The organism is Blastococcus sp. CT_GayMR20 (assembly GCF_004570345.1).
On the sequence record NZ_SPQM01000077.1, the window covers coordinates 1 to 22,701 of the forward strand.

Sequence of the window (22,701 nt, forward strand, 5' to 3'; positions counted from 1 at the left end):
ACCCCTCGCAAACTCGGGGCGAGCCTCTGGACGGGGCCACCGTGAGCTGGAGGCGGGCTGCGGACACGGCGTCCTGGTCCTCGCCCCGGGCGGCCGGGTGGTCGTCGCGTGCTCCCTGATGGCCGCCGACACCGAGGCCCGGGCGACCGACCCGACCGTCGGCTGGGCGGCTCGTGCGGCCTCGCCCTGACCGCCGTCCACCGGGGACGGACGCCGCCGACCGACTCCCTCGCCCTCGAACTGCGCCACCGTCCCCCGAACGGGTGAGAGCCCGCTGCACCACTCGGCTCAAGCTGAGGCTCCGGCCTGCCGATCACCCGGTCAGGTGACGGTGGACCCCTGTCCGCCGCGCCTGCAGACCGATGGTGAGGAGGAGAGATCGTGCCCGCTCAGTCCGTGCTCGTCGTGGAGGACACCGACGAGATCCGCGAGCTGGTCTCCACCGTGCTCCGGCGCGCCGGGTTCGACGTCCGCGAGGCCAGTTCCGGGCAGGCCTGCCTGGAGGAGGTCCGTCGTGACGCCCCCGACCTCATCGTGCTCGACCTGGGCCTCCCGGACGCCGACGGCACCGAGGTGTGCCGGCAGATCCGCGCCGAGACCCAGTGCTACGTCCTGATGCTCACCGCCCGCGCCGAGGAGGTCGATCTGCTGATCGGCCTGGCCGTCGGCGCCGACGGGTACATGGCCAAGCCCTTCTCGCCGCGCGAGCTCGTGGCGCGGGTGCAGGCCATGCTGCGCTTCCCCCGGCAGGGTGCGGCCGCCGAGCCGGCGCCGACCGCCGAGGAGTCCGTCCGCCGGCTCAACGAGCTCGAGGTGGACGAGGAGAGCCGTGAGGTGCGGGTGGACGGCGCCGTCGTCGACCTCACCCGCACGGAATTCGACCTGCTCGCCGCGCTGGCCTCCCGGCCGGGGCGCGTGCTGCAGCGCGAGACGCTGCTGCGCGAGGTCTGGCAGACCGACTGGGAGGGCAACCTCCGCCTGGTCGAGGCCCACATGTCCAACCTCCGCCGCAAGCTGCTGGCCGCCGGCCTCAGCTCGCCGGAGATCCGGACTGTGCGCGGGGTCGGCTACCGGCTCGTCGCCGCCTGAGAGAGGACCCTCCTCCCCCCACGTTCGGCGCGGGCCCCTCAAGGGGGGCCGTTGCCGCAGGCACGGCCGGCGGCCGGCCGTCAGACCGCGAGAGCGCGGCCGTTCTGGTCGATCCGCGCGCAGAGGTCCACGAGCTTGACCAGCCGGGTGTGCGTGACCACCCCGCGGCGCGCGTCGCGGGCCACGGCCGAGCTCAAGAACGCCACCTCGACGTGCCCCATGCGGTCACTGGCGGCCGCCAGGGCCTCGGCCGCGGTCGCGACCGACGCGGCGTCGCCCTCCTGGGCGCCGGCCGCGATCGCCGACAGCAGGTGCGGCAGCGCACTCAGGTACATGTCCACCGCACGGGCCCCGGCCTCCTCGACCGGCGGAGCCGCCGCGGAGAACCGGGGTGCTGCCGGCGCCGTTGCCTGCGCGGTCGGCGTCAGCCCCCGCATCACGTCCACGAACAGTCGCGGGTCCACCGGCTTGGCCAGGCAGGCGAGCGCCCCGGCACCGGAGGCCAGTGCGAGCGTCTGGTGGGTGCGGCGGGCCGCCACCACGAGGAAGCGGGCCGAGGAGCCCTGCTCCCGCAGGCGGCGCATCAGGGTCGCGCCGTGGCCCTGGCGCATGACCATGTCGGTCACCACGAGGTCCGGACCGATCAGCGCGGCGACGCGCAGCGCGTCCTCGGTGCCGACCGCCTGGTGCACGCGCCAGCCGCCCAGCTCGAGCAGCATGGTGATGCGGGCGCGGGCGGCGAACGAGTCGTCGACGACGAGGGCGGTCAGCAGGGGTGGGTGCAGCATCTCGTTCCTCCGTCCTGGTGTCGTGTGGGTGGTGCTCAGACCGCGTAGGCCAGCTCCTGGAGCTGCACGACGCGGGCGTGGGCCATCACGCCCCGGCGGGCGTCGGCGGCGATCGCCCGGCAGATCGAGGCGACCTCCGGGTGCCCGAGCTGGCCGCTGGTGCCGGCCAGGGTGTGGGCGGCCGAGACGACCGCCGGCGCGTCCCCGGACCGGGTGCCCGACGCGATCGCCGAGAGCCGGGCCGGGAGGGCGTCGACGTACATCGCCTGCAGGCGACCCATCAGCTCGTCGTCCAGGTCGTCGTCGACGTCGTCGACGAGGTCCGGAACGGCGGTGAGCGTGCCCTGCGCAGCCGGCCCCGTGGTCCGGCTGCGCAGGAAGTCGAGGAGGATGCGGGCCTCGACCGGCTTGGCCAGGCAGGCCATGGCACCGGCGGCGACCGAGTCCGCGCGGACGTCGTCCGTCGGGTCGGAGGTGACCACCAGGAAGCGGGCGCGGGAGCCGTTGCGGCGCATCCGGTGGAGCATCGCCGGTCCGTGCTCGCCGGGCATCGAGACGTCGGTGACGACGAGGTCGAAGTCGGCGCAGACGGCCTGCCGGAGGGCGTCCTCGGCGTTGGCGGCCTCGCTGACCTGCCACCCGCCGAGGCGGAGGAGGCCGGCGACGCGGCGCCGGGCGTCGGGGTCGTCGTCGACGACCAGGGCGGTCAGCACGACAGCACCGGGGTCTGGGCGGTGGTCGCCGTCCAGCCGTAGGTCGTGAGCGTGGTGACCGACAGCCGCGGTGCGTAGGCGAGGTAGTCGGCGTCCACGCCGGCGCCGGTGGCGAGCACGGTCGGTGCGGTCTGGGCCATCGGGTAGACCGAGCCATCGACCAGGTGGGCGTTGACGAGGTACCCGCTGACGCCCCGCGAGGCGCTGGCCGCCCACGAGGCCGTGACCGACAGGGTGGTGTTCTGCGTGACGGTGGTGGTCGTCGTCTCGTTGAGGCCGGGGCCGGCCTCCGACGTCGACGAGTAGTAGTTGACGTTGCTGGTGCTGGTCACGGTGCTCGACGTCGAGCTGTACGCCGTCTGCGTCTGGACGAGGGTCACCGGATCGGTGTGGACGGTCCGCTTCACGGTGGTCGTCGTCGTGGCGCAGGAGTCGTTGACGGTGATCGAGGCCGGGGCGGCCACGGTGCCGGTCGCGACCGTCGTCGTGGGGACCGGGGCGACGTCGGCGAAGTCGGCGGACGCCGGGAGGCTCGCGCCGGCGATGACGGCGACGGTGAGGCCGGTCAGGATCAGGATGCGGCGGGTGGCGGTCATGTCCAGGTCTCCTCACTCGTGTCGTCGGTGGTTGCGGGTGTGTGCGGCAGGGTCAGGACCCCGCGGTCAGCACTGGAAGGACGCGGTCTTGGCCGATTCCTTGGTCCAGCCGTAGTCGGTCTTGGCGGTGACCGAGTACTGGATCGACCAGTAGGTGACGTTGTACTTCGGGATGGGCGCGCTCCAGCTGGTGGCGGTGGCGCCGAGCTCGACGACCTGCACGTAGCCGTCGCTGAAGATCACGCTGACGTCGTACCCGGTGACCCGGGCGGAGGTGCTCTTCGTCCACGTCAGCGACATGGTGGCCGGCTCGGTGCAGACCAGCTTGCCGACGAGGCCGGTCGGCGGGGCGACGGTGTTCGTGGCGACGGTCGTGGAGACGACCGCCGTGTCGGCGAGGGAGGCGATCGCGGGGCCGGCAGCGGTGCCGACCGCGACTGCGGTGGTGAGGCCCAGGACGAGCAGCGCGTTGCGGACGCTGATCACGACTGCTCCTCCTCGTCGGTCTCGTCGGTGCGGGCGGGGCGCCAGATCGTCATGAGGACCCAGCCGACGAGGAGCGTCGGGGCGCCGTACAGGAGAACCTGGGTGACGACCGGGGCGCGCAGGGCCTGGATCAGGTGGCCCAGCTCGGGGATCACGGCACGCACCTCGTAGGCGGTGTCGCCCTCGAGGGTCGCCGTCCACGGGTCGATCGCCTCGTTGGCGTCGCCCTTGGTCTGGACGGTGACGGTTCCGTCGGCCGCGGTCTCCACCGAGACGACCCGGTGGGTGACGAGGCTGTGGTCCTCGATGGGCTTGTGATACGTGATCACCATGCCCTCGGTGACCTCGGAGATCGCGATCGGCGTGACGATGGTGACGTCACCCGGGTCGATCTCCGGTGCCATGCTCGCGGTCAGCATGGTCATCGTGCGGTAGCCGAGCAGGTGCGGCCCGACGGCCAGGACGGCGAAGATCAGGACAGCCAGACCCATGACTCCGCGAACCAGCCACGGGGCCGTGCGGCCCATGATGTGGGCGGCCCGTCCGGCCCGCAGGCCGGCGAGGGAGCGCGTGTCCCCGGCCGGGGGCAGCTGAGCAGCTGCCCCCGGGGCCACAGGGAGGGTGGCGGACATGATCTCAGTTCTCCGTCAGGTCGTCAGAGTCGCGATCAGCGGGCGGTGCCGGTGCGCTGCGTGCCCGTGAAGACGAGGCTCAGCGCGGCCGACTGGCCCTGGAAGGTGTTGCCGGCGGTCGTGGGCAGCGAGACGGCGAAGGTCAGGTAGTCCGTCGCACCCGCAGCCAGCGAGGCCGGGTTGTTCAGCGTGATGTTGCTGACGGCCGGGCCCGAGCCGAGCACGCGCTCGGTGCCGGAGCAGGCGTAGGTCGCCGCGGTGGCGGTGCCGCCCTGGGTCCACGGGACCGTGCAGGACTTGACGGCCAGCTGGAGGCCGTTGGTGGTGTCGGTGGTGAGGATGCTGGGCGCGGAGACGGTCGTGTTGAGGGTGACCGAGCCGAGCGCGACGTTGCCGCTGTTGACCAGGTTCACGGCCCGGGTGAGCGAGTCGCCCGGCACGAAGCCGGCCGTGGTCACCGGGACGGCGAAGCCCTGCTGCGCGACGTCGATGTTCAGGGTGCCCGACTGGATGGTCGTGGCGACCGGGGTGCTGCTGTCGGTGAAGGAACCGAAGGTCCCCATGCCGGCGACGGCAGCCGCGGCGCCGATGACGCCCAGCGAGCCGACGACCTTGCGGGCGGTGGCGCTCTTGGTGGTGGTGCTCATGATCCGTACTCCCTGTGTCCCGGTCACCGGCGTTTCCGGCGACAGGGAGAACTCTGAGGGCCCAACCGCAGGCCACCCGCCAGCGATCCGCAAGGAATGCGCAAGGCTTGTTCGGCGAACCCACCGATCGGCACTTTCCCCGGGATTCCGGGCCTGTGAAGGGGACGACGGTGCGGAACGGTCCCGAGGAGCGGGGCCCGGAGGGTCCCCGAGGAGGACAGCGTGGCTCCGCGCGCGCGGGGACGGCACGTGGCCGCGGTGTCGTCCGGAGGACGGCAGTGTGCTCAGCGGGGGAGCGTCAGCGTGAAGGTCGTGCCTTCACCCTCGGCGCTCACGAGGTCGAGCGTGCCGCCGTGCGCTGTCGTGATGGCCTTGGTGATGGCCAGGCCCAGACCCACGCCGGGGACGGCGTTGCGCTGCGCGGTCGAGGCGCGGAAGAAGCGCTGGAACATCTTCCCCTGCTCCCCGCTCGGGATACCGATGCCGGTGTCGCTGACGGACAGCTGGGCGACGGGCACCGCGCCGGGGCGCTCGAGGTCGCTGACCTCGCCGTCCGGTGCCTGCCACGCCGGCCGCAGCGCCAGGGTGACCCGGCCGCCGGACGGCGTGAACTTCACGGCGTTGGAGACGAGGTTGTCGCACGCCTGACCGAGGCGGACGGCGTCACCGGGGACGACGAGCCCGCCGTCGGGCAGGTCGACCGTCACCTCGACGCCGGTGGTCGCGGCGGTGACGCGGGCGGTCTCCTCGGCCGCGCGCACGACGGAGGCGAGGTCGACGTCCTGGGGCTGCAGCGTGAACCGGCCGGCGTCGACCTGCGCGGTGAAGAGCAGGTCGCCGACCAGGCGCAGCAGCCGGTCGGCGTTGCGCTCGACCGTCGTCAGGTAGGACCGCTGCTCGTCGGTGAGCGGCTGCTCCTCGTCCTCCAGGACCAGCTCGAGGTACCCGAGGATCGAGGTGAGCGGCGTGCGCAGCTCGTGGCTGATGAGGCTCACGAACTGGTCCTTCATGCGCTCGGTGGCGCGGGCCTCGGTCATGTCGGTGCCCACGAAGTTCCAGCCGGCGTGCACACCGCGGTCGTCGGTGCGCGGCGTCACCGCGACCGAGACCGTTCGCTGGTCGCCGTCCGCGGCCACGTAGGTCCAGTCGCGGACGTCGCTGCCGTGCTCCTGGGCGGCGTGCACCAGGGCGGCGAGCCCGGACACCGATCCGGTGTCCTCGGCCGCGAGCTCGAGCTCCTCCGGCAGGTGGAAGTCCACGATGGACCGCTTCCGGACGACGTCGAGCCGCGGCAGGCCGAGCATCTTCTCCGCGCCCGGGTTCCACACGCGGATGACCCCGTCGCGGTCGGTGCCGATGATCGACTGCTCGGTGACGGCGTCGATCACGCTCGTCATCGTCTGGGCCCGGGCGGCGAGCATGCGCGTGGCGAGGTCGAGCTCGTCGGCGCGGGTCTGCACCTGCGTGAGCAGAGCGGCCCGCTGTCCCTCCAGGCGCTCCACCTCGGCCGTCTGCGCGGCGAGCCGGCGCGCGGTCTCGTTGACCGCGAGACCGCCGAGGCCGACGACGAACGGGCCGAGCAGCAGCGCACCCGGCAGGGCCTCGGTCGCCGGCGTGCCCGTGCTGAGGGCCGCGGGGAGGAGCAGGACGGCAGCGGTTGCGGCGGCGGCGAGGAGCACCCCGCGCCGGCCGGGAGCGGAGACGAGCGTCAGCAGCGGGCCCAGGAGAAGGAGGAACGTCGCCGCCGAGCCGGTGCCGGCGGTGACGAGGCCCGCCGCGCCGAGGTGGGCGAGGGGCACGACCAGGGCGCCGTCGGCGGTGGGGGAGGGTCGGACGACCAGCCGCGACACCAGCGAGGCGAGGAACGCGGTCGCGAGGCCGGCGAGCACGAGTTCGCCGTCGGTCACGGGCAGGATCCCGGCGGCCAGCAGCAGCGTCGCTCCGGCGAACATCGCCGTCGACGGCAGCGAGCGCTCCAGCACGGCACCGTCCGAGACCAGTGCCGAGAGGCGCTGACGGAGGGTGCGCGGGGCGGGACGGTGCAGGACCGCGGTGGGCACCTCGACGGCGGTCATGCCGGCTGCCTCGTCGTGAGCGCCTTGACCTGCTGCACGAGGGCGGAGATCGAGAACGGCTTCGCCAGGTAGGCGTCGGCGCCCGCGGACAGGCCCCGGGCCACGTCGTCGGGGGAGGCTCCCGCCGAGAGCAGCAGGATGCGGATGCCGGCGGTGGCGGGGTCCTCGCGCAGGGCGGCGCAGACCTCCAGCCCGGTGGCACCGGGCATGGAGACGTCCAGGACCGCGAGGTCGGGGAGTTGGGCGCGGGCGGTCGCCAGCGCGACGGCGCCGTCGGCGACCGAGGCGGTGACGGTGCAGCCGGCCTTCGCTACCGCCAGGCACACGAGTCCGCGGATGTCGTCCTCGTCGTCGGCGACCAGCACGCGGATCGCCGGGGTCCCCACGGCGGCGAGGGCGTGCTGTTCCTCGTCCACGGAGGCTCCCGTCGTCAGGCGCTCCGGAGGTCCCGGAACTCGTCGTCCGTGATGGACAACGGCCTGTCGAGCGGACGCCTGCAGCGCACCGGCGGGCTCCTCACCCCCACGGGTGAGGGGGCCGGAACGGCACTGCGCCCCGCCGGGAGAGCCCGGCGGGGCGCAGCTGCACGAACTCGTATCAGCAGGTCAGGGCGTGGGTGCCTTGCTCTGCACCGTCGCCTTGGACTGCTGGGCCTGGCTCTGCACGTCCTGGACCGCGGACTGGCCCTCGTCCTTGACGGTCGCGGCGGCGTCCTGAGCGGTCGACTTGACCGACTCCATGGCCTCCTGGGCGGCGGGCTTGAGCTGGTCGCCGATCTCCTGCGCCGCCTGCTTGGCCGGCTCGAGGAGCGCGTCCTTGTGCTCCTTGACGGCCGACTCGGCCTGCTGGGCCAGCTGCTTCTCCTTCTCCGACGCCGGCAGGAGGCTCGAGACGAGCCAGCCGACGCCGAAGGCGATCAGCCCGGCGGCCAGGGGGTTGCCCTGCGCCTGGCGGATGACGGCGTCCGGCGCCTGCTGCACGGCACCCACCGCGGTGGAGGCCGCGTTGGACACGCTGTCCGCCGCGCTGGAGGCCGCACCCTGCACGGTGCCTGCCGCGTTCTGCGCGTGGTACTGCGCCGTGGCGCTGGTGTCGTGGGCGCTGCCCATGACCTTCTCCTTCAGGCTGCTCATCTTGCCCTTGGCCGCGGTCACGCGACGGTCCACGACGCGGGCGGGGTTGACCTTCTCGTTGAGGGCATCGACGTCGTAGCTGAGCTCGCGACGGGTGTCCTCGATCTGCCGCCGGATGACGTCCGGGTCACTGCTGGTCATTGGTGCGACTCCTCGCGGTCGGGTGGTCAGTTGGGCTTGAGGGCGCCGGGAACCTGCTGGAGGGTCTCGACGGTGCGTTCGGGCTTGGGGTTGACCTGCTGGAACTTCTTCTTGCCCATCACGAACGCCACGGCGCCGACGACGCCCCAGAGGACCGCCACGATGAGGGCGGCCAGGCCGATGTCCATGACGTTGGCCAGGGCCCACCACAGCGCGAAGGACAGGAACATCAGGACCATGTAGCCGGCGAACCCGGCGGCCCCGAACATGCCCGCGCCCTGGCCGGCCTTCTTGGCCTCGGCCTTGACCTCCACCTTGGCCAGCTCGAGCTCCTGGCGCATGAGCGTGGAGAGGTCCTTGGTCACTTCACCGATCAGCTGACCGACCGAGGTGCCCTCCACGTCGGGGCGGCCCGCGTCGGTGGTCGGCGTACCCATGGACCCGCTGTAGTCCGCCGCGTAGTTCTGCTGCGTCGGCTCCGCGTAACCCTGCGGCGTCCCCGCCGCGGATGCGCCGGAGTAGGGGGTGCTCATCGTCAGACCACCCCGCCCGGGCGACGCGCCGGGTCGTCCCAGCCGGTGCCGGCGCTCGGCGGCACGACGCTGCCCTCGGGGGGCACGGTGCCGTACGGCGGCGGGGGCAGCGGAGCCGAGCCGCCGGTGGAGTAGCCGGCGGTGCCGGTGGTGTAGGTGGTCGTCGTGTCCGCGTATGACGGCGTCGGGTCGACGTAGTTGTAACCGGTCGTCGTGCCGCCGGCGTAGCCGCTGCCGGAGCTGCTGCTCTGGCTGTGCGCGGCCTTCACGCCGCTGGTGAGCCGGCCGGCGAGCACGCCGGCTGCGGCGGCGCCGAGCAGGAAGAGTCCGGGCTTGCGGCGGGCGAAGCTGCGGATGTCGTCGAGCAGCTCGGCCGGCTCGCGGTTCTGCAGCATGGAGGCGAAGTTCTCGACCGAGCTGGAGGCCTGCTGGAGCAGGTCGCGGGCCGGGCCGGGGGCGCCCGAGCTGGTGCCGTCGGCGAGGCCGCGCAGCTCCTGGGCGAGGGAGGTCAGGCTCTGGCCCGCCTTCTGCTGCTGGGAGACGACCTGCTCCTTGACCTGCGTGCGGCCCTGGTCGAGGAGGTCCTTGGCCTGCCGCTGCGTCTCCGCGGCGACCTCCTTGGCCTGCTCGGTGGCGGTGGAGGCCACCTGGCTGCCGGCCTGTGCGGCCGTCTGGCCGACGTTCTTGGCCTCGGCGACGGCGGTGTCCTTCGTCTCCTTGGCCTGCTCCTTGGTCGACGTGGTCGACGGGGAGCTCGTGGTCGGCGTGGCACCCGACCCCGTGGTGGCGGGGGGCGGGAGTGGGGCGTCGATGCTGTGAGTCATCGGTCCTCCTCGGGATGTTGCATGGTCGGTGGAAGGCACGTCCTGGCTCCTGCGCTCACCCGGCGCGTCCTTGTGCCGTGGGTGCGAGCGGGGCAGGCGGTGGGACACGGCGGCTGCCGCGTCGTCCCCGCCTGTTTCAGGGAGCGCCGCAGCCACCTGGTACCCCCATGCACCGGTGATCGAAACGGAACGGGCTGATCAGCCCGACCAGGGGAAACTGGGTGGACGGCGCCCGGCGAAGGCCGCGACGCCCTCCGCGAGCTCCCCGGCCTCGATCGTCCTGCGGTACCAGGAGGCCACCTCCGCCTCGCCGTCGCCGCCGTCGGTGAGCGCGGCGACGACCTCCTTGGTGGCCCGCTGGGTGAGCGCCGACCGGCTCGCCAGGACGCCGGCGAACCGGTGCACCTCGCCCTCCAGGTCGTCGGCAGGGACCAGCCGGTCGACCAGGCCGGTCCGGAGCGCGGTGTCGGCGTCGATCAGCTCCCCGCTGAACAGCAGGTACTTGGTCATTGCCGGTCCGACGAGGTCGACCAGCGTCTTGGTCGAGCGCGGGGTGTAGACGATGCCGACCTTCGCCGGCGTGACGCCGAAGACCCCCGACGGGTCGGTGAAGCGCAGGTCGCAGCTCGCGGCGATCTCGACCCCACCGCCGATGCAGTGACCGCGGATCATCGCGACGGTCGGCTTCGGGAAGTCGCGCAACGCGGCCTGTGCCGCCAGGTTGTCGCGCCGGACGTCGGCCATCGGGTCGGCGGGATCGGTGCCGCCGAGCAGGTCGGAGATGTCGGCGCCGGCGCAGAAGCTGGGTCCCGCGCCGGTGACGACGAGCGCGCGCACGCCGGGGTCGTGGGCGAGGGGCGCGAGGACGGCGGGCAGCGCCGCCCACATGCCCGCGGTCATGGCGTTGCGCTTCTCGGGGCGGTCGATGGTCAGGACGGCCACCGGGCCGTCGCGGGTGACGACGAGGGCCATGTCAGCCGAGGTCGTCCGTGGCGAACGTGTCGCACTGCGCCGGGTCGCCGGTCTCGTAGCCCGTCGCGAACCACTTCTGGCGCTGCTCGGAGGACCCGTGCGTGAACGCGTCCTGGTCGATCCGGCCGCTGCCCAGGTTCTGCTGGATGAAGTCGTCTCCGATCCGCGCCGCGGCGTCGAGCGCGCGGTTCACGTCGTCCTGCGTGATCTCCTCGATCAGCGGCCCCCCGGACTCGTCGGGCACTGTCTCGGCGTGGTTGGCCCAGGCCCCGGCGAAGCAGTCGGCCTGCAGCTCCAGCCGGACGGTGCCGCTGGTCGGGCCCGATTCCCCCGGCGTGACCTGCGCGTTCGTCCCCAGGAGGTTCTGCACGTGGTGGCCGTACTCGTGCGCGATGACGTAGGCGTTGACGAACAGTCCGCCCTGGGCGCCGAACTGGGACTGGAGCTGGTCGAAGAAGCTGAGGTCGATGTACACGCCCTGGTCGGCCGGGCAGTAGAAGGGGCCGGAACCACTGGAGGCCGCGCCGCAGCTGGTCTGCACCTGCCCGGCGAAGAAGACGGTGTCGGTCGGCACGTAGCGGTCGCCGAGGGTCGCCGTCCAGAAGTCCTGGATGGACTCGACGTCGGCGACGACGGCGCACTCGACGGAGTCGTTCGCGTCGGCGCCGGTCCGGCACCGCTCCTCGAGCGCGGAGTTGTCGGTCTGCTCGCCCTGTCCGAGGCCGGCCAGGCCGCCCAGGGCCGAGCCGACGCCGCCGTCGCCGCCCCCGCCGGCCAGCTGGAGGACGACGACGATCAGCAGCCCCACGAGGCCGAGCCCACCGCCGCCGACCGCGATCCCGCGCCCGCCGCCCATCCCGCCACGCCCGCGCCGGTCGGAGACGCCGCCGGTGTCGAGCCGGCCGCTCTCGCGGTACCTCATCCTCGGAAGACCTCCGTGCTCCACCGACTGCTGTCGGGTTCGGACATCGCGAACCGCACCTCGACCGCGCCGTGCACCTCCTGACGGGCAGGAGTGAGGTCGAGCGAGATGTCGCTGCTCTCGAACCGTGCCATCGCCGGCATGGCCCCCGCGACTTGGAAGCCGCCGCCCGACAGCCCGGCGTCGCTGACCTGGATGAGCGACGTGAGCTGCGCGCCGAAGGCCCCTGCGTACTGCCGGGCACGGTGGACGGCGTCCTGGACGGCAGCGAGCCTTGCCCGCTCGTACGCGGGACTGTCGGTCCGCAGCCGCCAGTACGGGCCGGAGACGTCGACGTCGTCGAGCCGGCCGAGGGCCACGACGAGCTCGCCGGCGAGGTCGAGCCGGTTCACGGTGACCTGCGTGTGCACCGAGGCCACAGGCTCGCCGGGCGCGCGGCGGTCGCGCACCTCCAGGTGCACGGACACCCCGGTCGTCTCGAGGCTCTCCACCGACTCCTCGGCCGAGGCCAGCACCGCGGACACCTCCGCCTGCCGGGCGGCGCAGCGCTCGAGCGCGGTCTGCCGGTCGCGGGCGCGCGTGCGCACGGTGACGCCGATGCCGGCGATCTCCGGCTCGACCACCAGGACGGCCTCGCCGCGGACGACGACCTGAGGGTGCGGACTGCTCACAGGAACCTCCGGGGGCTTCGGCTCGGGGACTCTTCCAGACCCGCGCGCGTTGTCAGCGACAACGGGGCCCACACGAGGAGCGGGCGACGTCCTACTCTCGGCCCCAACCGAGGAGAGGAAGTGGTCGTGGCGGTCTCCAACCGCATCCGTGCCGCCTTGACGACGACGGTGCTCACCACGGCCGCCACCGGCTTCATGGCCGGGTGCGGCGCGGGCGGCGACAGCGGCGAGGAGGAAGACGAGCAGGTCGCCTACTGCACCGACGAGAACGGCGAGATCGTCGACGAGGACTACTGCGACGACAGCTACAACGGTCCCGGCGCGGGCCTGTTCTTCCTGTACCTCGGCGGCTTCGGCCGGGGACTCCCGGTCGGCACGGTGCTGCCCCGCGGCGGAACGCGGATCAACCCGACCGACACCGCGGCCCGTCAGCGCGCGGGCCTCCCGGCGAACGGCAAGGTCAGTCCGGGCACCCGCGTGAGCGGCGGCATCGGCAGCGGGGTCGGCAACCGCGCGGGAACCGGCGCCGGCAGCTGAGCCTTGAGACGGATCGAGAGCGGCATCGTCCGCCCCGGGTGGGAAGCCGAGATCGAGGCGCAGGGTCTGGTCTACAACCGCACCCACCTGCCCGGCGGCGAGGTGCGCAGCTACTGGCGTGAAGGCCCCTTCTACGACTTCTCGATGGCCGAGGTGCAGCGGCTCGAGGGCGCGGTCGCGCAGCTGTTCGAGATGTGCGTGGCCGCGGGCGACCACATCGTGGACAACGAGCTCTTCGACCGGCTGCGGATCCCGCCCATGGCGCGGCCGCAGGTCCGCCGCACCTGGGCCGAGGAGCCGCCGAGCATCTACGGCCGCTTCGACCTCCGCTACGACGGCGAGGGCCCGCCCAAGCTCCTCGAGTTCAACGCCGACACCCCGACCGGCCTGGTGGAGTCGGCCGTCACGCAGTGGAACTGGCACCTGTTCACCGGGCAGGGCACCGACCAGTGGAACGCGCTGCACGACAAGCTGGTCACCGCCTGGCAGCGCAACCTGCTGAAGTGGGAGCGGCGCACCGGCGTCCGCCCGCGCGTGCACCTGGCCTGGACGAGCGAGGAGACCTCCGGCGAGGACCGGATGACGGTCGCCTACCTGATGGACACCGTCGTGCAGGCCGGGTACGAGGCGATCGAGCTGATCGTCGAGGACATCGTGCTCGACGACGGTGACGGCCGGTTCTACGACCAGCAGGGCCGTCACCTCGACGTCGTCTTCAAGCTCTATCCGTGGGAGTGGCTGATCGAGGACGAGTTCGGTCCCGCCGTCCTCGCCGACAGCAACCGGCCGGGTGGGACGACGTGGGTGGAGCCGGCCTACAAGATGATGTGGAGCACCAAGGCCCTGCTGCCGGTGCTGTGGCAGATGTTCGGCAGCGATCCGGTGCTCGGTGAGCTGTTGCTGCCGGCCTACTTCGCCGACGAGGCGCCGTCGAGCTGGCGCAGTTACGTGCGCAAACCGCTGTGGGGCCGCGAGGGCGCGAACGTGGCCATCGTCCGCGACGGCGAGGTGGCGGCGGAGCTGCCGGGGCGGTACGGCACCGAGGGCTTCGTCGTCCAGGAGTTCGCACCGCTGCCGAACTTCCCGGGCCCCGACGGCCCGCACCACCCGGTCCTCGGGGCCTGGCTGGTGGACGGTGAACCGGCGGGGCTGGGGATCCGCGAGAGCGACGGCCTGATCACCGACAACCTGAGCTACTTCGTGCCGCACACCGTCGACTACGTGACCCCGCGCGCGGGCGGCCGCTGACCGACCTAGGTTCGGGTCATGCCGCTGGAGGGTGAGTACGAGCCGAGCACGAAGGCCTGGGTCCGCGAGCAGGTCGAGCGCTACGAGGCGACCGGGGGCCGGGAGGCGAACACACTTCGCGACACCGGGCTGCCGATCGTCATCGTCAGCACCCGGGGGGCGAAGAGCGGAAAGGTCCGCAAGCTCGGCCTCATGCGCGTGGAGCACGACGGCGTCTACGCGATGGTGGGGTCGCAGGGCGGTGCACCGACGGATCCGGCGTGGGTGAGCAACCTGCGTGCGCATCCCGACCAGGTGACCCTGCAGGACGGTCCCGAGCCCTGGGACGGTGTCGCCCGCGAGATATCGGGCGAGGAGCGGGCCGTGTGGTGGGAGCGCTCGGTGGCGGCCTACCCGGCCTACGCCGACTACCAGGAGAAGACCGACCGCGAGATCCCCGTCTTCCTGTTCGAGCGCCGGGGCTGATCAGGGCAGCTCGGCGGCCAGCCCGGGGATCGCGGCCGCGACCTCCCGCGGCAGCTCGGTGAACGGCTCGACGTCGACCGTGCGCTTCGCGCCGCGACCGGTCCACCGCCACGTGGCCACCACCCGGCCGCCGTGCACGACGGTCGGCCGGAACATGCCGTTCCCGCCCGGGACGATGCGGTCGGCGAACCCGGTCGGCACGACGGCCGTGCGGTCGCCGTAGCCGAGGAGGAACTCGTCGAAGCCCGGCAGGAGGAGCACGCCCGCGGCGTCGGTGCGGGCGGCGGCCAGCCGGTCCGGCGTGCCCGGGTCCATCAGGTACTCGGTGCCCTCGACGGTGACCGCCTCGAGCCGGTCGCGGACTGCCGCGAGGCCGGCACGCACGTCGCGGACGGTGCAGCCGGCCCAGCGGACCAGGTCCTTCACCGTCGCCGGTCCGTGCCCGGTGAAGTAGCGCAGCGCGAGCTCGGCCAGCGCCTCCTCCCGGTCGAGCCGGCGGTCGGGCACCCAGTCGTCGAGGCGGACGAACAGCTGCTCGCGGTCGCCGTCCGTCGGTCCGAGGCACAGCGAACCGGTGAGGGCGAGGTAGCCGATGAGGTGGGCGCCCCGCTGACCGGTCACATCGACTCCGCCGTCGGCCATCGCCGTGAGCAGCGCGGCCCGCGTCGCCCGGCCGCGGGCGGCCAGCGCCTCGTCGACGAGCTCGCGGGCCCGCTCGGCCTGTAACTCGTCCAATCCCAGGTCCGCCCACCGCTTGCTGGCCGTGCCGACCGTGCGCACGCCGACGGTGTCGAGGAACCAGCGCAGGTCCTCGGCGGTGACGAAGTGCAGGGTGCCGCGCATCGGCCACGACCGGACGACCTCGCCGGAGTCGAGCGCGGCCTCGACGTCCTTGCGCAGCCGGCCCGCCGTCCGCAGGGCGACCGACGTGAGCGCCCCGGGGTAGTCCTGCGCCTGCAGGGCGCCCAGGCGCCGGACGACGTCGACCGCGGTCGGCTCGCCGGGTCCGATCAGGCCGAGGGCCGCCAGCCGGAGCGGCCCGATGTCCTCCCGTGTCGTCACGGGGTCACCGTCCCAGGTGGGTGCGACAGACTCCATCCCGTGCGGGCCGAGGAGTGGGACGAGCGGTACGCCGAGCGGCAGCAGTGGTCGTCGGACGCCAACGCGCTGGTCGCCGCACTGCTGGAGGGACTGGCGCCCGGCGACGCCGTCGACCTCGCCGCGGGCGAGGGACGGCACGCGCTCTGGCTGGCCGACCGGGGGTGGCGGGTGACCGCGGTCGACTTCTCCGCTGTGGGGCTGGACCGCGGGCGCGCGCAGGCGGGAGCCGATCGCGTCGCCTGGGTGGCCGCCGACGTGACGACCTGGGCGACGGAGCCGGCGAGCCTGGATCTCGTGCTGGTGGCCTACCTGCACCTGCCCGAGCCCGACACCCTGGACCTGCTCACCCGGGCCGTCGGCTGGGTGCGTCCCGGCGGACGGCTGCTGGTGCTGGGCCACGACGTGGGCAACCTGACCGCCGGCGTCGGGGGCCCGCAGGAGCCGGCGATCCTGCACAGCGTCGACCGGCTGGCTCCGGTGGCCGCCCTGCTGGAGGTCGACCGGCTGGAGCAGGTCTCGCGGGAGACCCCGGCCGGAACGGCGCTGGACACCCTGCTCTGGGGCCGCCGACCTGCCGGAACGGGCCGTTCCGGAGGTAGCGTGCGGCCATGACGAGGATGGGTGGTGCCCGCTCGAGGGCGGAGCGACGTCGGCGGATGACCGCGATGGTCATCGTGTTCGCGATGGTCCTGGCGGTCGGGGCGACGCTGCTCTCCCTCCTGCTCAGCTAGAAGTCCGGCATGGCCGACGACATCGAGGCCTGGTTCGACGCGGCGGGTGCGCGCGCCGAGGAACTGCGCCGGGTGGACGAGCTCGTGATGGCGGCCGCGCCGGGGATCGACCGGCAGCTGGTGCCGATGGGCGCGGGCGCGATGCTCGGGTACGGGCTGATGCCGTACAAGCCGAAGTCGGCCAAGGAGTCGACGATGTGGCCGCTGATCGCGCTGGCGGCCCAGAAGCGCCACCTCTCCCTGTACGTGTGCGCGGTCGTCGACGGTGGCTACATCGCCGAGGAGCGGGCCGACCGGCTCGGCTCGGTGTCCTGCGGGAAGAGCTGCATCCGGTTCCAGTCGCTGGACGCGGTGGATGCGGGCGAGCTGAGCGCCCTGGTCCGGGACGCCGTCGCCGCGACCGCTGCGGGGGACAACGCCTACTACGCGGCGTGACCGGAAAACCGATTCCGCGCCCGGACCGTCCGGAATTCCGGTGACGACACGCCGACGCCCTCCGGTGGCAGGGACCTAGGTCCCTGGTCGCGGTCCCGGCCGGACGGCACGGTGCTCGCACAGCAGTGAGAGCGGCCGTCCAATCCTGGCGGCCCTCACGGGGGAAGCCACTCCTGCCGCCCTGCGGCACACGCGTTAAGGACCGTCCATGACGTTGGCAGTTCCGCTGACCGTCTCCGATCCGTCCGTCCGTTCTGCCGTCACCCGCCTCTCCCATGAGTTCCCACAGCTCGGGCCCCGCACGATCGTGCTGGTCGTCCGGACCTGCCGGGAGGAGCTGCGCGGCTCACCCGCCGACGCGCTGCCCGAGCTGGTGGAGCGCCTCGCCCGCCAGCGCCTCCGGGTCTCCCTGCACTGATCCGCGGCCGGCCGGCCGGTCATGCCGTTGCCCCTGCCGGGAGGATGTCCGGGTGGGCTACGTCGACGTCACCGGTGTCCGGCACACTCTTCCGGACGGCCGGGTCCTGCTGGACGACGTGTCCTTCCGCATCGGGGCCGGTGCCCGCGCCGCGCTGGTCGGGGAGAACGGCGCCGGGAAGACGACACTGCTGCGGATCATCGCCGGCGACCTGGTGCCCGAGGCCGGCTCGGTCGCGCGCACCGGTGGGCTCGGCGTCATGCGCCAGTTCATCGGCTCGGTGCGCGACGACACGACCGTGCAGCGGTTCCTCGTCGACCTGTCCCCGCCGGCCGTCCGTGCCGCCTGGGACGCCGTCGAGGCCGCCGAGCTGGCACTGATGGAGACCGACGACGAGCGCGGCCAGATGACCTACGCCCACGCTCTCGCGCACTGGGGCGACGTCGGCGGGTACGACGCCGAGGTCACCTGGGACACCGTCTCCGTCGCGGCGCTCGGCATGCCCTACGACAACTGCAAGTACCGCGAGCTCTCCTCGCTCAGCGGGGGCGAGCAGAAGCGGCTCGCCCTCGAGGCCCTGCTCCGCGGACCGGACGAGGTCCTGCTGCTCGACGAACCGGACAACTACCTCGACGTGCCGGGCAAGCGGTGGCTCGAGGAGCGGCTGCTCGAGACCCGCAAGACGGTGCTGTTCGTCAGCCACGACCGCGAGCTGCTCGCGCGCGTCGCCGACCGGGTGGTCACGGTCGAGGGCGGGACGGCCTGGGTGCACGGCGGTGGCTTTCCCAGCTACCACGAGGCGCGGACGGCGCGGCACGAGCGGCTCGCCGAGCTGCGCCGGCGCTGGGACGAGGAGCACCAGCGGCTGATCGACCTCGTGCGCACGCTCCAGCAGCAGGCGGCCAACTCGCCGGACATGGCGAACCGCTACCACGCGATGCAGACCCGCCTGGAGAAGTTCGAGGCGGCCGGACCGCCGCCGGAGCGGCCACCCGAGCAGAAGGTGGCGATGCGGCTACGGGGCGGGCGTACCGGAGTGCGGGCGGTCATCGCCGAGCAGCTCGAGCTCACCGGGCTGATGAAGCCCTTCGACCTCGAGGTCTGGTACGGCGACCGGGTCGGCGTCCTCGGGGCCAACGGAGCCGGCAAGTCGCACTTCCTCCGGCTGCTGGCGGGCCAGTCCGTCACGCACGCCGGCGACTGGCGGCTCGGCGCGCGCGTCGTCCCCGGGTTCTTCGCCCAGACCCACGCCCACCCCGAGTGGCAGGATCGGACGCCGGTCGACCTGCTGTGGCACGGCGAACCCGGGCGCCCCGGCGTCGACCGCGGCCGGGCAATGGCGGCGCTGCGCCGGTACGGGCTCGCCGACTCCGGCGAGCAGCCGTTCCGCACGATGTCGGGCGGGCAGCAGGCGCGGTTCCAGATCCTGCTGCTGGAACTCTCCGGTGCGACGCTGCTGCTGCTCGACGAGCCGACCGACAACCTCGACGTCCTGTCCGCGGAGGCGCTGGAGGACGCGCTGACCGCGTTCGACGGCACCGTGCTGGCGGTCACCCACGACCGGTGGTTCGCGCGGTCCTTCGACCGGTTCCTCGTGTTCGGCACCGACGGCCGCGTCTACGAGTCGGCCGAGCCGTCGTTCGACGAGACGCGGGTCCAGCGCGCCCGCTAGCGAGGCGGCGGGCCGCAGGGTCCACCTGCGGCCCGCCCGACATCACCGGATCGCGAAGAACACCGGGTCGGCGTCGAAGGCGAACGTCGGCTCGACCGACAGCTGGCCGCCCTCGATGGCGGCCGGCGGCACGTCCATGCAGAACTGGAAGGTGTCCGACCCGCCGCTGTTGAGCGTCGGGGCGTCCATCGAGTCGTCGGGGAGGACTGCTCCGCAGTCGCTGTCGCTGTACTGGCGCGCGTCCGTGCCGTGGAAGACCGCGGTCAGGTCCATCCCCGGCATGCCCTCCTCCGTACCGAGGTAGGTGGTGGTCAGCTCGACGACGACGTACTGACCGGTCGGCGGGTCGTTGAACTGGTTGGCGCCGGCCACGAGGGCGTTGCCGTCGAGCTGGACCGAGTCGACCGTCACGGTGTAGTCGCCCACCTCCGCGGGCGCCCCGAGCGGCACGGTCTCCGACGCCGGGGCTGCCTCGTCCTCCTGCGGTGCGGGGTCGGCGCCGCCCTCGACGTCGGCGATGGCCTCCTCGAGGCTGGTGCCCGCCTCGTCGAGTGCCCTCACGAACAGCAGCTGGGTCGCGATCACGAGCAGGATCGCCAGGACGGAGGTCACCAGCCCGGTGATCGCCATGCCCGTGCCACCGGCGGTCCCGCGGCGCGCGCGGACGAGCGCTGGGATGCCCAGGCCGAGGCCGACGACCGCCAGGATCGCCGCGACGTTGTTGATGATCGGGATCCAGCTGAGCAGCAGGGCGATGATGCCGAGCACCATCGAGGCGATCGCCAGCCCCGCCCCCTTCGTCGGCGGGGGACCGTAGGGCGGCGGTCCGGACGGAGGACCGTAGGGCGGCGTTCCGGGCGGGGGGCCGTAGGACGGCGGGCCCGACGGCTGGCCGTACGACTGGTACGGACCCGGGATGGGGTGGGACACGGCTACTCCTCGGTGTGGCACGGATTCGGACGGGACCGTATGTGCTCGCCGGCGCGCGGTCCGGACGTCGCAGGCGACACGGACGCTCGTCACCCTTCCGTCCCAGGAGCCCCCCGGGGGACATCTCCTGCGCGTCAGCCGAAGGACCGGCCCTCGCCGCGATACGTGGGGAACGGGTCCACGAGGGCGTCGCCCGAGAGGGCGTGCAGCACGTCGACGTGCTCGCACAGCTCCCCGGCCTTGGCGTGGCGGAACCAGACGCGGTCGCCGACGTGCAGACCGACCGCCCCGGGACCGCGCAACGGCGTCTGCACCTCGCCGACGCCCTCCGCCGGCAGCCTGCGCAGCCCCGCCGGGTACGTCGGGAGGGGCAGCCGGTCGGACCCGGGCGGTCCGGAGGCGATCCAGCCGCCACCGGCGACGGTCACGGTGCCGGGCGCGGGCAGGCGGGTGACGGGGACCGCGAAGAACGCGGCCGGCCGGGCGGTGAAGGAGCGGTACCCGTCGAAGAGCACGGGGGAGTAGAGCCCCGAGCCGGCGGCGACCTCGGTGACGGCGTCCTCGGCGGACGTGCGCTCGACGCTGCCGGTGCCGCCGCCGTTGACGAACTCCAGCGGCGCGACGGCCGACACCGCGTCGACCACGGCGGCCCGGCGACCGGCCAGCTCGCGGCCGGACAGCGCCTGCATCCGGCGGACGGCGGCACCGCGCCACCGCCGCCCGGCCGGGTCGTCCTGCACGCCGGCGATCTGCGCCTCGTAGGCCATGAGCCCGACGAGCGCGAAGCCGGGCCGGGCGACGACCTCCCGCGCCAGCGCGGCCGCCTGCTCGACGGTGTGGACGGGCGAACGGCGCACGCCCACGTGCACCCGGCCACCCGCGGCCCGCAGCGAGGCGTCGACGTCGAGGCAGATGCGCAGCGACGGGCGGGCGGACGGCGGGACGACGGCGTCGACCAGGTCGAGCTGGTCGACGGAGTCGATCATCAACGTGAGTCGGGCGGCGGCTGACTCGTCGCCGGCCAACCGGCGCAGCGCCGTCCGGTCGGCGCTGGGGTAGCCGATGACCACGTCCGTGCTGACCGGGTCCTCGCCGCCGGCCAGCCACAGCCCCTCGGCGAGGGAGTAGGCGAGCACCCCGGCGAAGCCGGGACGGGCCAGCACCCGCCGCAGCACCGTGCGGTTGCGGACGGACTTGCTGGCGACCCGCAGCGGCTTCCCGGCCGCCCGGCGCTCGAGGTCGGCGGCGTTGGCGTCGAGCGCGTCGAGGTCGACCAGGGCGAACGGCGGGTCCAGTGCGGCCGTGGCGGAGTCGAACCGCGCCCGCTGCTGCTCGGCAGCCCGGTCGCTCGAGGGGGCGCTCATCGCAGCGGAGCGTGCCGGTCGGACGAGGGGCGGTCAAGATCGAATCGTTGACCGCGGCGCGCTCGGCACGACAGAGTGCGGGGACGGACGAGGGAGGTACGGGTGGCGGAGGGCGCGGCGCAGCCGGCGACCCGCGCGCACTGGCGCAACTGGGCCGGCAACCAGCGGGCCGACACCGAGGTGGTGCACCCGTCGTCCGCCGACGAGGTCGCCGACGTGCTCACCTCCGCGGCCGGAGTAGGACGCCGCGTGCGCCCCATCGGGAGCAGTCACTCCTTCAGCGCGATCGGCCGGCCCGAGCACGTCCAGCTCTGCTCCGACCGGCTCTCCGGCATCGGCCAGGTGGACGACGACGGCCTGGTCACCGTCGGTGCCGGCACCCCGCTGCACCGGGTCAACGCCGAGCTCGGGCGCCAGGGCTGGTCGCTGACCAACCTCGGCGACATCGACCGGCAGACCGTGGCCGGCGCGCTGGCCACCGGTACGCACGGCACGGGGGCCCGGTTCGGTGGCCTGGCCACCCAGATCCGCGCGCTGGAGCTGGTGACGCCCTCCGGCGACGTGCTGGCCTGCGATCCCGGGAGCGACCCCGGCATTCTCTCGGCCGCCCGCGTGGGGCTCGGCGCGCTGGGCGTCGTCACCGCCGTCACCCTGCAGGCAGTCCCGGCGTTCGCGCTGCGGGCCGTCGAGGGGCCGGGCACGCTCACGGAGGCCATCGACGGGTTCGGGGACCTGATGACCTCGACCGACCACGTCGAGTTCTACTGGTTCCCGCACACCGACACGACGCTGCTGAAGTGCAACACCCGGGTGCCCCTGGACGAGGGGCTCTCCCCGCTGCCGCGCTGGCGGGCGGTCTGGGACGACGAGATCCTCGCCAACGCCGCGTTCGCCGGCGTGGTGGCCGCGGGCCGGCGGGTGCCCGCGCTCGTGCCGTCCCTGGCGCGGATGTCCGCCAAGTCGCTCGCGGCGCGCTCGTGGACCGACCGCTCGCACCGGGTGTTCGTCAGCCGACGGCGGGTGCGCTTCCTCGAGATGGAGTACGCGCTGCCCCGTGCCGAGGCGCCCGCCGTCCTCGCCGAGCTGCGCCGGGTGCACGAGGCCAACGACTGGCGGGCCGCCTTCCCGGTCGAGGTCCGGGTCGCCGCGGCCGACGACATCCCCCTGTCACCCGCGGAGGGCCGGGACACCGCGTACATCGCCGCGCACGTTCCCGCGGGAACATCCCCGGGGCCCTGGTTCGCCGCTCTGGAGTCGATCGCCTCCGAGGTCGGGGGCCGACCGCACTGGGGCAAGCTGCACGGCCTCGACGCCACGGCGCTGCGCTCCCGCTACCCCCGGTTCGGCGAGTTCGTCGCCGTCCGGGATCGGCTGGACCCGGCCGGAATCCTGGCCAACGGCTACCTGGACCGGGTGTTGGGTCCTGCGCCGGAACGGTGAGCCGTTTCCGTCTCAGAACGGGGTGAGGGCGCCGGGTGGAGCGGGGCGGCTGTCCCGGATGGTGGCGAGGGTGTCGGCGTAGCGCTGCCGGCCGGTGCGGGGGGCGGTCGGGGTGCTGCCGTCGTCGGTGCCGAACGC

General features: G+C 73.4%; 28 protein-coding genes. 11 read left to right on the forward strand and 17 right to left on the reverse strand.

The features are described from left to right. A partial coding sequence (locus E4P40_RS28585) for a hypothetical protein (RefSeq protein ID WP_209305377.1) occupies nt 1–190 on the forward strand: 190 nt, incomplete at its 5' end. Nucleotides 191–381: 191 nt separating this feature from the next. Then, nucleotides 382–1,089 carry a response regulator transcription factor gene (locus E4P40_RS16880; protein ID WP_135159685.1) on the forward strand — a complete coding sequence of 236 codons (708 nt, stop codon included), beginning with the start codon at nt 382–384 and terminating at the stop codon, nt 1,087–1,089. Between the two features lie 80 nt (nt 1,090–1,169). Here E4P40_RS16880 and E4P40_RS16885 read toward each other — a convergent pair whose 3' ends face one another. The 14 genes from E4P40_RS16885 to E4P40_RS16945 all read right to left on the reverse strand — a co-directional run bounded on the left by E4P40_RS16885 (nt 1,170) and on the right by E4P40_RS16945 (nt 12,222). After that, complete coding sequence (locus tag E4P40_RS16885) at nt 1,170–1,877, reverse strand: response regulator (RefSeq protein ID WP_135159686.1); 708 nt, start codon at nt 1,875–1,877, stop codon at nt 1,170–1,172. Between the two features lie 35 nt (nt 1,878–1,912). Further along, entirely contained in the window at nt 1,913–2,590 is a 678-nt protein-coding gene (locus tag E4P40_RS28150) for a response regulator (RefSeq protein WP_167762272.1), read from the reverse strand. Continuing rightward, on the reverse strand, nt 2,584–3,186 hold the full coding sequence (locus E4P40_RS28155) for a hypothetical protein (protein ID WP_167762273.1): 603 nt from the start codon (nt 3,184–3,186) through the stop codon (nt 2,584–2,586). Before E4P40_RS28155 ends, E4P40_RS28150 begins: the two co-directional genes overlap by 7 nt. Before the next feature lie 66 nt (nt 3,187–3,252). Next, complete coding sequence (locus tag E4P40_RS16895) at nt 3,253–3,672, reverse strand: hypothetical protein (RefSeq protein WP_135159688.1); 420 nt, start codon at nt 3,670–3,672, stop codon at nt 3,253–3,255. Next, nucleotides 3,669–4,304, reverse strand: coding sequence for a signal peptidase I (locus E4P40_RS16900; RefSeq protein ID WP_209305378.1), 636 nt, complete (start codon nt 4,302–4,304; stop codon nt 3,669–3,671). Before E4P40_RS16900 ends, E4P40_RS16895 begins: the two co-directional genes overlap by 4 nt. Before the next feature lie 35 nt (nt 4,305–4,339). After that, on the reverse strand, nt 4,340–4,951 hold the full coding sequence (locus tag E4P40_RS16905; RefSeq protein WP_135159689.1) for a TasA family protein: 612 nt from the start codon (nt 4,949–4,951) through the stop codon (nt 4,340–4,342). A gap of 284 nt (nt 4,952–5,235) precedes the next feature. Then, nucleotides 5,236–7,026, reverse strand: a complete 1,791-nt coding sequence (locus E4P40_RS16910) for an ATP-binding protein (RefSeq protein ID WP_135159690.1) — start codon at nt 7,024–7,026, stop codon at nt 5,236–5,238. Next, nucleotides 7,023–7,442 carry a response regulator gene (locus E4P40_RS16915; RefSeq protein WP_245160394.1) on the reverse strand — a complete coding sequence of 140 codons (420 nt, stop codon included), beginning with the start codon at nt 7,440–7,442 and terminating at the stop codon, nt 7,023–7,025. The genes E4P40_RS16910 and E4P40_RS16915 overlap by 4 nt, the downstream gene beginning before the upstream one ends. Before the next feature lie 189 nt (nt 7,443–7,631). After that, nucleotides 7,632–8,300, reverse strand: coding sequence for a DUF3618 domain-containing protein (locus E4P40_RS16920; RefSeq protein WP_135159691.1), 669 nt, complete (start codon nt 8,298–8,300; stop codon nt 7,632–7,634). Nucleotides 8,301–8,326: 26 nt separating this feature from the next. Continuing rightward, a complete protein-coding gene (locus E4P40_RS16925) occupies nt 8,327–8,833 on the reverse strand; it encodes a phage holin family protein (protein ID WP_135159692.1) in 507 nt (168 codons plus the stop codon). Between the two features lie 2 nt (nt 8,834–8,835). After that, a complete protein-coding gene (locus tag E4P40_RS16930; protein ID WP_135159693.1) occupies nt 8,836–9,657 on the reverse strand; it encodes a hypothetical protein in 822 nt (273 codons plus the stop codon). 198 nt (nt 9,658–9,855) lie between these two features. Next, the gene (locus E4P40_RS16935; RefSeq protein ID WP_135159694.1) at nt 9,856–10,629 is read right to left on the reverse strand and encodes an enoyl-CoA hydratase/isomerase family protein; all 774 of its coding nucleotides are present in this window, start codon (nt 10,627–10,629) and stop codon (nt 9,856–9,858) included. 1 nt (nt 10,630) lies between these two features. Continuing rightward, nucleotides 10,631–11,551 (reverse strand): neutral zinc metallopeptidase, encoded by a 921-nt coding sequence (locus E4P40_RS16940; RefSeq protein ID WP_135159695.1) that lies wholly within the window; start codon nt 11,549–11,551, stop codon nt 10,631–10,633. Further along, a complete protein-coding gene (locus E4P40_RS16945) occupies nt 11,548–12,222 on the reverse strand; it encodes an SIMPL domain-containing protein (RefSeq protein ID WP_167762274.1) in 675 nt (224 codons plus the stop codon). Before E4P40_RS16945 ends, E4P40_RS16940 begins: the two co-directional genes overlap by 4 nt. A 126-nt stretch (nt 12,223–12,348) precedes the next feature. Here E4P40_RS16945 and E4P40_RS16950 point away from each other — a divergent pair, with 126 nt between their 5' ends. Genes E4P40_RS16950 through E4P40_RS16960 form a run of 3 tightly spaced genes read left to right on the forward strand, consistent with a single transcriptional unit; the run spans nt 12,349 to nt 14,472 of the window. After that, nucleotides 12,349–12,759 carry a hypothetical protein gene (locus E4P40_RS16950; protein WP_135159697.1) on the forward strand — a complete coding sequence of 137 codons (411 nt, stop codon included), beginning with the start codon at nt 12,349–12,351 and terminating at the stop codon, nt 12,757–12,759. A gap of 3 nt (nt 12,760–12,762) precedes the next feature. Then, a complete protein-coding gene (locus E4P40_RS16955; protein ID WP_245160395.1) occupies nt 12,763–14,007 on the forward strand; it encodes a glutathionylspermidine synthase family protein in 1,245 nt (414 codons plus the stop codon). Between the two features lie 18 nt (nt 14,008–14,025). Next, nucleotides 14,026–14,472: a nitroreductase family deazaflavin-dependent oxidoreductase gene (locus E4P40_RS16960; protein WP_135159698.1), complete on the forward strand. Its 447-nt coding sequence runs from the start codon at nt 14,026–14,028 to the stop codon at nt 14,470–14,472. Here the strand turns inward: E4P40_RS16960 and E4P40_RS16965 are convergent, their stop codons facing one another. Further along, nucleotides 14,473–15,534 carry a winged helix DNA-binding domain-containing protein gene (locus E4P40_RS16965; RefSeq protein WP_135159699.1) on the reverse strand — a complete coding sequence of 354 codons (1,062 nt, stop codon included), beginning with the start codon at nt 15,532–15,534 and terminating at the stop codon, nt 14,473–14,475. A gap of 39 nt (nt 15,535–15,573) precedes the next feature. On the opposite strand from E4P40_RS16965, the gene E4P40_RS16970 reads away from it, so the two are divergent. The 5 genes from E4P40_RS16970 to E4P40_RS16985 all read left to right on the forward strand — a co-directional run bounded on the left by E4P40_RS16970 (nt 15,574) and on the right by E4P40_RS16985 (nt 18,829). Continuing rightward, nucleotides 15,574–16,185, forward strand: a complete 612-nt coding sequence (locus tag E4P40_RS16970) for a class I SAM-dependent methyltransferase (RefSeq protein WP_135159700.1) — start codon at nt 15,574–15,576, stop codon at nt 16,183–16,185. Further along, nucleotides 16,182–16,304, forward strand: coding sequence for a hypothetical protein (locus tag E4P40_RS29370; protein WP_280790626.1), 123 nt, complete (start codon nt 16,182–16,184; stop codon nt 16,302–16,304). The genes E4P40_RS16970 and E4P40_RS29370 overlap by 4 nt, the downstream gene beginning before the upstream one ends. Nucleotides 16,305–16,313: 9 nt before the next feature. After that, nucleotides 16,314–16,739 carry a DUF1801 domain-containing protein gene (locus E4P40_RS16975; RefSeq protein WP_135159701.1) on the forward strand — a complete coding sequence of 142 codons (426 nt, stop codon included), beginning with the start codon at nt 16,314–16,316 and terminating at the stop codon, nt 16,737–16,739. A 208-nt stretch (nt 16,740–16,947) separates the two neighbouring features. After that, complete coding sequence (locus tag E4P40_RS16980; protein ID WP_135159702.1) at nt 16,948–17,157, forward strand: hypothetical protein; 210 nt, start codon at nt 16,948–16,950, stop codon at nt 17,155–17,157. Nucleotides 17,158–17,209: 52 nt separating this feature from the next. Continuing rightward, the gene (locus tag E4P40_RS16985) at nt 17,210–18,829 is read left to right on the forward strand and encodes an ABC-F family ATP-binding cassette domain-containing protein (RefSeq protein ID WP_135159703.1); all 1,620 of its coding nucleotides are present in this window, start codon (nt 17,210–17,212) and stop codon (nt 18,827–18,829) included. Between the two features lie 42 nt (nt 18,830–18,871). Here the strand turns inward: E4P40_RS16985 and E4P40_RS16990 are convergent, their stop codons facing one another. Together E4P40_RS16990 and E4P40_RS16995 are read right to left on the reverse strand one after the other, a co-directional pair. Next, nucleotides 18,872–19,759: a DUF4190 domain-containing protein gene (locus tag E4P40_RS16990; RefSeq protein ID WP_135159704.1), complete on the reverse strand. Its 888-nt coding sequence runs from the start codon at nt 19,757–19,759 to the stop codon at nt 18,872–18,874. A gap of 134 nt (nt 19,760–19,893) precedes the next feature. Beyond that, nucleotides 19,894–21,123: an amino acid deaminase/aldolase gene (locus E4P40_RS16995; RefSeq protein WP_135159705.1), complete on the reverse strand. Its 1,230-nt coding sequence runs from the start codon at nt 21,121–21,123 to the stop codon at nt 19,894–19,896. 102 nt (nt 21,124–21,225) lie between these two features. Between E4P40_RS16995 and E4P40_RS17000 the strand changes: the two genes are divergently transcribed. Further along, nucleotides 21,226–22,563: a D-arabinono-1,4-lactone oxidase gene (locus E4P40_RS17000; RefSeq protein WP_135159706.1), complete on the forward strand. Its 1,338-nt coding sequence runs from the start codon at nt 21,226–21,228 to the stop codon at nt 22,561–22,563. Nucleotides 22,564–22,701 lie beyond the last annotated feature (138 nt).